Annotated in this window: 18 protein-coding genes; 5 read left to right on the plus strand and 13 right to left on the minus strand. The window is 43.0% G+C overall.

The window, feature by feature from the left end; translation table 11 throughout:
* Positions 1–64: 64 nt before the first annotated feature.
* Together ACX5J7_RS14740 and ACX5J7_RS14745 are read right to left on the minus strand one after the other, a co-directional pair.
* Positions 65–358, minus strand: coding sequence for a HigA family addiction module antitoxin (locus ACX5J7_RS14740; protein ID WP_012517115.1), 294 nt, complete (start codon positions 356–358; stop codon positions 65–67).
* Positions 358–636 carry a type II toxin-antitoxin system RelE/ParE family toxin gene (locus tag ACX5J7_RS14745; RefSeq protein ID WP_012517116.1) on the minus strand — a complete coding sequence of 93 codons (279 nt, stop codon included), beginning with the start codon at positions 634–636 and terminating at the stop codon, positions 358–360. The genes ACX5J7_RS14740 and ACX5J7_RS14745 overlap by 1 nt, the downstream gene beginning before the upstream one ends.
* 148 nt (positions 637–784) lie before the next feature.
* On the opposite strand from ACX5J7_RS14745, the gene ACX5J7_RS14750 reads away from it, so the two are divergent.
* The gene (locus ACX5J7_RS14750; RefSeq protein ID WP_012517117.1) at positions 785–1,033 is read left to right on the plus strand and encodes a type II toxin-antitoxin system Phd/YefM family antitoxin; all 249 of its coding nucleotides are present in this window, start codon (positions 785–787) and stop codon (positions 1,031–1,033) included.
* Entirely contained in the window at positions 1,023–1,316 is a 294-nt protein-coding gene (locus ACX5J7_RS14755; RefSeq protein ID WP_020742810.1) for a type II toxin-antitoxin system RelE family toxin, read from the plus strand. Before ACX5J7_RS14750 ends, ACX5J7_RS14755 begins: the two co-directional genes overlap by 11 nt.
* A 111-nt stretch (positions 1,317–1,427) precedes the next feature.
* On the opposite strand, the gene ACX5J7_RS14760 is transcribed toward ACX5J7_RS14755, so the two are convergent.
* The 4 genes from ACX5J7_RS14760 to ACX5J7_RS14775 all read right to left on the minus strand — a co-directional run bounded on the left by ACX5J7_RS14760 (position 1,428) and on the right by ACX5J7_RS14775 (position 2,605).
* Positions 1,428–1,724, minus strand: a complete 297-nt coding sequence (locus ACX5J7_RS14760; RefSeq protein ID WP_012517119.1) for a type II toxin-antitoxin system RelE/ParE family toxin — start codon at positions 1,722–1,724, stop codon at positions 1,428–1,430.
* 3 nt (positions 1,725–1,727) lie between these two features.
* On the minus strand, positions 1,728–1,946 hold the full coding sequence (locus tag ACX5J7_RS14765; protein WP_012517120.1) for an addiction module protein: 219 nt from the start codon (positions 1,944–1,946) through the stop codon (positions 1,728–1,730).
* A gap of 175 nt (positions 1,947–2,121) precedes the next feature.
* Positions 2,122–2,385, minus strand: coding sequence for a type II toxin-antitoxin system RelE family toxin (locus ACX5J7_RS14770; protein ID WP_012517121.1), 264 nt, complete (start codon positions 2,383–2,385; stop codon positions 2,122–2,124).
* The gene (locus ACX5J7_RS14775) at positions 2,372–2,605 is read right to left on the minus strand and encodes an RH3 domain-containing protein (protein ID WP_012517122.1); all 234 of its coding nucleotides are present in this window, start codon (positions 2,603–2,605) and stop codon (positions 2,372–2,374) included. The genes ACX5J7_RS14770 and ACX5J7_RS14775 overlap by 14 nt, the downstream gene beginning before the upstream one ends.
* 189 nt (positions 2,606–2,794) lie before the next feature.
* Between ACX5J7_RS14775 and ACX5J7_RS14780 the strand changes: the two genes are divergently transcribed.
* Positions 2,795–3,784: an IS110 family RNA-guided transposase gene (locus ACX5J7_RS14780; protein WP_498707383.1), complete on the plus strand. Its 990-nt coding sequence runs from the start codon at positions 2,795–2,797 to the stop codon at positions 3,782–3,784.
* Between the two features lie 425 nt (positions 3,785–4,209).
* Here ACX5J7_RS14780 and ACX5J7_RS14785 read toward each other — a convergent pair whose 3' ends face one another.
* From ACX5J7_RS14785 to ACX5J7_RS14800, 4 genes are all read right to left on the minus strand, one after another.
* Positions 4,210–4,449, minus strand: coding sequence for a DUF2442 domain-containing protein (locus tag ACX5J7_RS14785; protein WP_196897248.1), 240 nt, complete (start codon positions 4,447–4,449; stop codon positions 4,210–4,212).
* A gap of 4 nt (positions 4,450–4,453) precedes the next feature.
* Entirely contained in the window at positions 4,454–4,711 is a 258-nt protein-coding gene (locus ACX5J7_RS14790) for a DUF4160 domain-containing protein (RefSeq protein WP_012517125.1), read from the minus strand.
* A gap of 138 nt (positions 4,712–4,849) precedes the next feature.
* Positions 4,850–5,308 carry a VOC family protein gene (locus ACX5J7_RS14795; RefSeq protein WP_474115605.1) on the minus strand — a complete coding sequence of 153 codons (459 nt, stop codon included), beginning with the start codon at positions 5,306–5,308 and terminating at the stop codon, positions 4,850–4,852.
* A gap of 84 nt (positions 5,309–5,392) precedes the next feature.
* Complete coding sequence (locus tag ACX5J7_RS14800; protein ID WP_012517126.1) at positions 5,393–5,644, minus strand: hypothetical protein; 252 nt, start codon at positions 5,642–5,644, stop codon at positions 5,393–5,395.
* A 196-nt stretch (positions 5,645–5,840) separates the two neighbouring features.
* Between ACX5J7_RS14800 and ACX5J7_RS14805 the strand changes: the two genes are divergently transcribed.
* Together ACX5J7_RS14805 and ACX5J7_RS14810 are read left to right on the plus strand one after the other, a co-directional pair.
* Positions 5,841–6,083: a type II toxin-antitoxin system ParD family antitoxin gene (locus ACX5J7_RS14805; protein ID WP_012517127.1), complete on the plus strand. Its 243-nt coding sequence runs from the start codon at positions 5,841–5,843 to the stop codon at positions 6,081–6,083.
* Positions 6,080–6,382 (plus strand): type II toxin-antitoxin system RelE/ParE family toxin, encoded by a 303-nt coding sequence (locus tag ACX5J7_RS14810; protein WP_474115604.1) that lies wholly within the window; start codon positions 6,080–6,082, stop codon positions 6,380–6,382. Before ACX5J7_RS14805 ends, ACX5J7_RS14810 begins: the two co-directional genes overlap by 4 nt.
* A gap of 103 nt (positions 6,383–6,485) precedes the next feature.
* Here ACX5J7_RS14810 and ACX5J7_RS14815 read toward each other — a convergent pair whose 3' ends face one another.
* The 3 genes from ACX5J7_RS14815 to ACX5J7_RS14825 all read right to left on the minus strand — a co-directional run.
* Complete coding sequence (locus ACX5J7_RS14815; RefSeq protein ID WP_150140876.1) at positions 6,486–6,854, minus strand: hypothetical protein; 369 nt, start codon at positions 6,852–6,854, stop codon at positions 6,486–6,488.
* A 132-nt stretch (positions 6,855–6,986) separates the two neighbouring features.
* Positions 6,987–7,370: a hypothetical protein gene (locus tag ACX5J7_RS14820; RefSeq protein WP_150140878.1), complete on the minus strand. Its 384-nt coding sequence runs from the start codon at positions 7,368–7,370 to the stop codon at positions 6,987–6,989.
* A gap of 124 nt (positions 7,371–7,494) precedes the next feature.
* Positions 7,495–7,782, minus strand: a 288-nt coding sequence (locus ACX5J7_RS14825; protein WP_498707385.1) for a hypothetical protein, incomplete at its 5' end; no start/stop codon positions are given.

Genomic DNA, 7,782 nt, shown 5'->3' on the forward strand with positions numbered 1-7,782 from the left:
GAGCGAAGCGACAGAGCCCACGTGTTATTGTCCTAGCGCACCTGCGAGCGGTTTAATTTGATTGTTAGGCGGTATGCAGATCTATTGGCTGGACGTTATCCAAGTTGATGTTTTGCTTTGCCTGCCAAAGTTCATAGTTGTCTTGCATACTAAGCCAACTCTCAGGGCTGCGCCCTAATACCTTTGATAACCTTAATGCCATTTCTGGCGTTACTGCACTTTTTCCCTTAACGACACGATTTAGTGTAGAAGCGGCTACACCAAGATGGGTTGCAAGTGTCCTGCAACTTATGCCGTGTGGCTCCATGTAAATGGACTCAATAAATTCACCGGGGTGTGGTGGGTTATGCATATTCATTAGTGATAATCCTCGTAATTTAAGATGTAAGCATTACCATCCGTGAACTCGAAAGTTACTCTCCAGTTACCGTTGACAGATATCGACCAAATGTTTGACCTTTCTCCTTTAAGTTGATGTAGAGAGAAGCCTGGCAAATTAATGTCATCAATATCTTGCGCGGTGTGAATAGCAGCTAACTGCATGCGAAGTTTTTTCGCGTGCTTAGTCTGTATGCCTGAAGTTTTCCCTTTTTCGAAAAACAGCTTCAGGCCCTTATGTTTAAATGACTTAATCATGAAAAGAGTGTAGCGTGTTGCGCAACGCGGTGCAACTTGGCGCCTACGTGTTTTTGTCCCAGCGAACGTAGTGAGCGAGTTTATACGCTTGTTAAACCGACAATGATAGCCTAAAATGACCTAATTAAAGACCTTTTAGGAGACCGATATGGCGACGAGGATTTTGGCAGACGTGGCTGCAAGTATTACTGAACTAAAAGCAAACCCTATGAAAGTTGCGAGCAGTGCATATGGCGACCCTGTCGCTATATTGAATAGGAATGAACCCGCATTCTATTGTGTCCCAGCTGAGATTTACGAAAAAATGATGGATCGTTTGGAGGATCTGGAACTACTGCAGCTTGTTAAAGAAAGGCAAGGTGAAGAAAGCGTTTCGGTGAATTTGGATGACCTATAAATTAGAGTTTAAGAGAAGCGCCCTAAAAGAATGGAATAAGCTAGGTAGTACTTTGCAGCAGCAACTGAAAAAGAAATTAGCAGAGAGATTAAAAACACCACACGTAGCCCCAGATAGAGTGTTAGGTGCCGATAATGTTTATAAAATAAAATTACGTCAATCAGGATATAGGTTGGTGTATCAGGTACTTGATGACGTAGTTGTAGTTACAGTGCTTGCAGTGGGAAAACGTGAGAGAAATGAGGCTTACAAAAAAGCATTAAAGAGACTTGATGTTGAATAAGGGTTTAACTTTTAAATAAGGGGCGCCAGCGTGTGGGCTATAATCCGAACGGAGTGAGTTAGCCCGCATGGTAGTTTCCCAGCGACCGGAGGGAGTGGCTTGAGCGTCTTGCTAGCCGCGTTCGTGCCAATACCCTGGTTTTCGGTGGTTGTGCATAATAGCTACCACACTAATTTCCCTGTTTTCGATAATTTTATAAATAATAGAGTATGGGAACCTGCTTAAGACAAAGCGTCGATGAGTTTGCCCTATTTTTGTCCATGCCGATGGCAAAGAGCTAACTGAATCGATGGCTTCCTTGAGTTCTTGAGTAAATTCGTGACCCAAACCCAATGACTGTTCTTGATACCAATCAAACGACTCTTTTATTTCCCTTTTAACCTCTGGGTGAAAGGAAACAGGCAGCATCTTTTAATTAAGATCCTTTTCTATCTCTTCCCAACTAATGCTTTTTACCGCACCAGACTCTAGCTCTGCGCTGCGAGATTCTGCAAGTTTTACCCACTCGGATTCCACATCGCTATCAATCTTGGTATCCATAGCCGTTAAAAGACAGTGGGCAGCGAGTGCTTTCTCTTTAGTACTGAGTTGCTCGATATTTGCAAGCATCACTTTCAATGCATCAGACATAAAATAACTCCCATTGAGTATGATTTGATATTACCACTAAAAAAGAGAAGTGAAAGGCTGGATTTACAAGTAGCGGCTAACTTTTAAATAAGGGGCGCAGGCGCGTGGGCTATAATGCGAAGCAGCCCACGTGTATGCGACCCAGCGAACGAAGTGAGTGAGTTAATTGAGTTTGTTAGGTACGTTTATAAACATCGGAGCGATGCCCGACTTTTATCACCTGTACAACAAGCTCGTTTTCTCGGATTTCATAAATTATTCTATAAAGACCTTGCCGGATACGATACAAGTCGAGTCCACTAAGTTTAATTGCTCCATCCCTTCGCGGGTTTTCAGCTAATAAGTCAATTTTGGCGAGGATCTTTTTAACGTCCGACTTGGGAATTGCCCTAAAATCTTTTGCTACTGACTTCTTGAAAGTGACGCTATATTTTTCCATCAGCTTCCAAAGTGTTTAGCAAGTCCTCATAGGAGATTTCGGGCTCTTTGGCCCTTTGTCTTACCGCAGCCAAATCTTCTTGATCTTCTTTCATAAGGAGTCTTACTGCTTCATCAATCAGTTCTGATATTGAGGTATCTGATGATGCCGCCCGCAGTTTCAAAGCATTATGAATTGCTGGTTCGAAGTAGACGGTAGATCGTTTTGATAAAGTACTCATGAATAAGCCTCCATTTATGTAACATTAAAACATTATAGCGTTAAAATGTCAGTTGGGCTAATTTTGACTCAAGAGTACCTAGACACAATGACTCCCTGAGAAATGCTAGCCTCCGCATTTTCGTGGGTTAGCTCAAAAAGCCAGTGCCATAATTAGTTTGTTCAATACTAAATCAATTTGGAGGCTAGCATGAACAAACATAGCATGATTTTTATCGGATTGGATACGCACAAGGAGTTTCACGAGGTTGCCTATTGTGAAGAGCAGCGTGGAGCGACACCAGTTCATTATGGACGTATTCCCTCGTCCAAGGTCAGTGTCAAAAAGCTGCTACGTCAGTTCAAATCCAAATATCCAGGGTCACTAAAGTCTGAAGACCTTACACCCATCTATGTGCCCGAGCCGGAAGATGAGGCTGTGCGGGATTTATCCCGAGCTCGAGAAGCAGCCATGAAAGATTTAAAAGAAGCGAAGTATCAGCTTAAAGCCTTACTTTTGCGCAACAACATACGCTATGAAGGTACTGCCAACTGGTCGAAGAAGCACCTTCGTTGGCTCACGGAATTGATATTGCCTCACTCGGCCCAGCAAATAGTCTTACAAGAACAATTGCAAACCATAGAAGAGCGCATCCGGCGACTGGAAAGGCTCGACAATGAGTTAACCCACCACGTGCACCAGTGGCGTTATTATCCGGTAGTGAAAGCCGTTCAGGCGATGCGAGGCGTTCGATTACTCGTTGCTGTTGGCGTGGTAGCAGAGCTTGGCGATTTAAACCGCTTCGACCATCCCAGAAAACTCATGGCTTATTTGGGCTTGGTACCGAGTGAACAATCATCAGGTGGAAAGCGACACTTAGGAGCCATTACTAAAGCGGGAAATGGTCGAGCAAGGCGTTTACTAATTGAGGGGGCGCATAGCTATCGTTATCCGGCTAATGTCTCTACTGAATTACAGTTGAGGCAGGAAGGCTTACCTAAAGACATCGTCGATATCGCTTGGAAAGCACAGCTGCGTCTTTGCAAACGCTATCAGCGTATGAGTAAAAAGGGTAAACACTACAACTTGATCATTACCGCGATTGCTCGAGAAATGGCTGCATACATCTGGGCTATCGCAAAAGAAGTGGTTCTCACACCAGTTAATCCCAAGCTGAGACTAAGCCGAGTACCTGCATGATAAACGAGTTTGAGCTAACGCATTCGGATCAGGCCGCGGGATGTGGCACAACCTACGAGGGCGTTATGATGGCAACAACCTAACGGTTGTTGAACCACGAGCCTAGACTGATGAGAAAGGCTGAGCGGTCACCGGGCTACGGCGGAACATGTAAGGTCAGCACTGCTCATTCAACGAATGAGTAACCTACGAATACCAGCATAACAACCGACGACATTACTGCCTCATCCGGTGCGTTAGCTCATTTATTTAGAGCAAGAAAACAGCTAATTATGGACCGAAAAAATGTCAGGGAGACACTCGGTTTTTATTGACAAGGGGAGTCATACCAACTTAAAGCTAAGGGGCGCTAGCATGTGGGCTAAAATCCGAACGAAGTGAGTCAGCCCACATGTTAGCGTCCCAGCGACCGGAGGGAGTGAACTTTAGCGCTTTGTTATGTGACGTTTCAAGAACTCAGGTGCCAGGTCGGCACCATTCGGCCAAACCACTGTCTCTAATTCTGGGTCAACAGCAACTTTAGAGAAAAAAGAAGAGTCCTTTAGCGGTTCAAAGACACTGCCAGATAGTTTGTTTTCTAAATTGACTTCGCCAGCTGTACCATCGTCAAATGTTACCCATAGTTTAAAGCCGTCGAGATATTTTGCGTTTCTAACGTGAAGCATAGTTTTACTCCAATGGTGCAATGTAGTTTAACGGTTCGCCATTTTGAGCCTTGTGCCAATTCTCTTCTAGTTCGGCTCGATGCTCTGAAAGCCATTCCTGAACAAATTTCGTGGCTCTGTTAGGAAGCTCTCCTTCAAGTATTGAACCGTCAAAGGCAAAGAGTGCCTCGTAACCAGAATATTTAGCATGAAAATGGGGAGGATTATGGTCGTTAAAATACATTGCGATTATAATCCCATAGAACCGGCTAATTACGGGCATCGTTTGTTAGGCTCCTTTAAACGGCGTAAGTACTATTCTATACGGTTTATCGTGAAATGAAAAAGTGAGTCACATAACGGCCCAGCGAGCCCGCGAGCGAGTTTATGCGATTGTTATGTGCCCTGCCCACAAAACTACTTATAAGCCTTTGCCGGGATTTTTGAATTCCCTGATCTGTATATGATTACCTTCTCTGTCTGCGATGTTAGACACTTTGAATATTGGGTTTGCCCATTCGCCATCGAATGCCTCGCCACCTAAGGTGACTGCTTTTTCTCTTGTTGCTTCCATATTTTGAACTGACAAGAATAGTTTAATTGGGCTGAAAGAACCTTTGGGTATATCGAACGGTGGGACATGGATGATGAGATTAAAGCCGTCTTTATCTAAGCTGATAAAATCTTTGGTTTCCCTTGTAACACGCATACCAAATAGTTGTTCATAAAACGCTGCAAGGTGTGGCAAGTTGCTTGAGTAGATGAGCACACCATTCTGAGCAGGACCTGACATTTTTAATTCCTTACTTTGAGCTGCATTAGAAAAGAGTGCCGCAAAAAAAACAGTTGTAAACACCAATCCTTTAAAACCTTTATACATAGAGTTTCCTTGGCACATAACTTCCAACGAGCGGTAGCGAGTGCCTTAATTTGTTTGTTATACATGTGACGAGAAAGCCTTGCTTTACTCGTTATCTTCATCGGAGCTAAATATGCCTCGGAAAAGTGCGGTAAGTGCACCAGACATTGTGTCTTCTATGAAGTCGTTTTTATGGTCAGGTTTGTTGGGATACTTTTTATTTAATTCTTCCATGCGTCTCGATTCAGCGCTGGAGCTAGCGCCATCAAGAAAATCCTTTGCTGCTTTGTCTGAAGTTGACGCACAGCCATTTAAAAAGGTACACAACAGTAGAGCCGCTACTAATTTAATCTTCATAATATCCTTTTCCTGAAAAGTGTATAACACCCACATAAGGGGCAGTAACACATGGCTAAAATCCGAGCGAAGCGACAGAGCCCATGTGTTACTGTCCCAGCGAGCCTGCGAGCGGCTTAATGTGATTGTTATGCGCTATTGACTTACAACGCGCAAGTACCATAATTAGGTATATATTGGTACTTGGAGAAATCAGATGGCTAAAAACACCAGCATTACCCTTGGAGACCATTTTGATGGCTTTATTGCTAGCCAAATTCAAACTGGTCGGTATAGTTCAGCAAGTGAGGTGATTCGTTCAGCTCTTCGCTTGCTAGAAACACAGGAAACTAAATTAAACACTCTGCGTCAATTACTTGTAGCAGGTGAAGAAAGCGGTGAAACTGAATACGACCTTGAGCATCTGATATCAGAACTAGACGGCGAATTAAAAGATTGAAACCGTTTAAATTAACCGTACTAGCAAAATCAGATTTAAAAGATATCGCATTGTTTACGCAACGGAAATGGGGCCGAGAACAGCGTAATATATATCTTAAACAATTCGACGATTCATTTTGGATGTTGTCTGAAAATCCTGATATTGGTAAAAGCTGCGACGAAATAAGAGATGGATACAGAAAATTTCCTCAAGGTAGCCATGTGATTTTCTACAAACAAATGGGCAGTCAGGAAATTCTGATCATAAGAATCCTTCATAAAAGTATGGATGTAAATCCTGTACGCTTTGGCGCATAACTTTTAAATAAGGGGCGCAGGCATGTGGGCTAAAATCCGAACGAAGTGAGCAGCCCACATGTTTGCGTCCCAGCCCGTGCAGCGGGCGAACTTGATTTTTTTGTTAGGCGACTTTTTGCAACTCTGCTTCCTTACTTAGCAGGAAGTCCTTATGCTTTTGCACTTTTAAGTACCACTGAATGCCCCCTGCAAGTGTGAACCAAGCGCCGCCGATAAGGAAAAAATATATGTATGAAACTCTTTTACTTAGGATGTCATTCTTAACCTTAATCTCAGCTAATTTTTTTGTGGTGTCCAAAGAAAACGTGAAATCCGATTGTGCTCGCTTGTAATCTATTTCAGCTTGTAGAACAGCAATTGCAACTTTTAACTCGGAGGATTCTTTTTCAAGGTAGAGTGTCGGAACAACGAGCAAGAAAACACCAATGAAACAAAGAGTCTTATACAGATTGTCAAATGGTACTTGAGGCATAAAAATTCCTTTTGTCGCCTAACTTTTAAATAAGGGGCGCAGGCATGTGGGCTAAAATCCGAACGAAGTGAGTAGCCCACATGTTTGCGTCCCAGCCCGCGCAGCGGGCGAACTTAATTTTTTTGTTATGTCTCATTGGTAAAAAACTTCCTTGAATATGCTCGGAGCACAATAGTCTTTTAAGCTGACCACTACGAAGTGCTTTCTCACAAGCCCCGCATCTATTTCATACCATGCCTTTGTTTGGTTATCTTCTTCATACAAGTCTAGAGGGAAGATGAATGTTGGTTCTTCAAGGCTGTCTGATACCAGCCGTACTGAATAAGAACTTTGACCTTCAATGCTCTCTGGTAATTTAATAGTTACAGAGAATTTTGAATCTCTAAGGGCTGTATCAATAGCAACATCTTCGACATGTTTAGAATTGAACTGTGCGCGCATTTCATCGGTTACTATGCAGGATGAGGCAAGACAGCCAAAATTGACTAATAGAAGTAATAAAAAAATTAACCGCATTTATCAATTCCTTCTGAGACATAACTTTAAGCTAAGGGGCACATACGCGGGGTTATAATCGGGAAGCGGCCCCGCGTATGTGTCCCAGCGACCGAAGGGAGCGAGTTAAGCGCCTTGTTAGCCATCACGACGCAGAATCACGTAGTTGATTTAGGATTGGCAAAGCGGACTCCTTTTTGTGTTTTATTATTGAAGCTTTGGTTTCGCCACCAGTGATAACCATAGCTCCAGCAGGGATTACGTAAAAGTCTTCTAACTCATGAGTCCATTCCAAAAAATAAATCTGTCCGGTTTGTACTTCTATTTCGACCGAAGTTTCGTTAGCCCAATCATTTTCTGTAACTTTAGGTAGGCTGATAAACCGTTTGCCAGGAAGAATTTCAGTTTTTAAAAATCCAGCATTTTTTATGTG

The organism is Alteromonas infernus, assembly GCF_902705815.1.

Excerpts from the sequence above, each read along its gene's own strand:
- ACX5J7_RS14740 (WP_012517115.1), bottom strand. The coding sequence starts at position 358 with ATGAATATGCATAACCCACCACACCCCGGTGAATTTATTGAGTCCATT.
- ACX5J7_RS14745 (WP_012517116.1), bottom strand. The coding sequence starts at position 636 with ATGATTAAGTCATTTAAACATAAGGGCCTGAAGCTGTTTTTCGAAAAA.
- ACX5J7_RS14750 (WP_012517117.1), top strand. The coding sequence starts at position 785 with ATGGCGACGAGGATTTTGGCAGACGTGGCTGCAAGTATTACTGAACTA.
- ACX5J7_RS14755 (WP_020742810.1), top strand. The coding sequence starts at position 1,023 with ATGACCTATAAATTAGAGTTTAAGAGAAGCGCCCTAAAAGAATGGAAT.
- ACX5J7_RS14760 (WP_012517119.1), bottom strand. The coding sequence starts at position 1,724 with ATGCTGCCTGTTTCCTTTCACCCAGAGGTTAAAAGGGAAATAAAAGAG.
- ACX5J7_RS14765 (WP_012517120.1), bottom strand. The coding sequence starts at position 1,946 with ATGTCTGATGCATTGAAAGTGATGCTTGCAAATATCGAGCAACTCAGT.
- ACX5J7_RS14770 (WP_012517121.1), bottom strand. The coding sequence starts at position 2,385 with ATGGAAAAATATAGCGTCACTTTCAAGAAGTCAGTAGCAAAAGATTTT.
- ACX5J7_RS14775 (WP_012517122.1), bottom strand. The coding sequence starts at position 2,605 with ATGAGTACTTTATCAAAACGATCTACCGTCTACTTCGAACCAGCAATT.
- ACX5J7_RS14780 (WP_498707383.1), top strand. The coding sequence starts at position 2,795 with ATGAACAAACATAGCATGATTTTTATCGGATTGGATACGCACAAGGAG.
- ACX5J7_RS14785 (WP_196897248.1), bottom strand. The coding sequence starts at position 4,449 with ATGCTTCACGTTAGAAACGCAAAATATCTCGACGGCTTTAAACTATGG.
- ACX5J7_RS14790 (WP_012517125.1), bottom strand. The coding sequence starts at position 4,711 with ATGCCCGTAATTAGCCGGTTCTATGGGATTATAATCGCAATGTATTTT.
- ACX5J7_RS14795 (WP_474115605.1), bottom strand. The coding sequence starts at position 5,308 with ATGTATAAAGGTTTTAAAGGATTGGTGTTTACAACTGTTTTTTTTGCG.
- ACX5J7_RS14800 (WP_012517126.1), bottom strand. The coding sequence starts at position 5,644 with ATGAAGATTAAATTAGTAGCGGCTCTACTGTTGTGTACCTTTTTAAAT.
- ACX5J7_RS14805 (WP_012517127.1), top strand. The coding sequence starts at position 5,841 with ATGGCTAAAAACACCAGCATTACCCTTGGAGACCATTTTGATGGCTTT.
- ACX5J7_RS14815 (WP_150140876.1), bottom strand. The coding sequence starts at position 6,854 with ATGCCTCAAGTACCATTTGACAATCTGTATAAGACTCTTTGTTTCATT.
- ACX5J7_RS14820 (WP_150140878.1), bottom strand. The coding sequence starts at position 7,370 with ATGCGGTTAATTTTTTTATTACTTCTATTAGTCAATTTTGGCTGTCTT.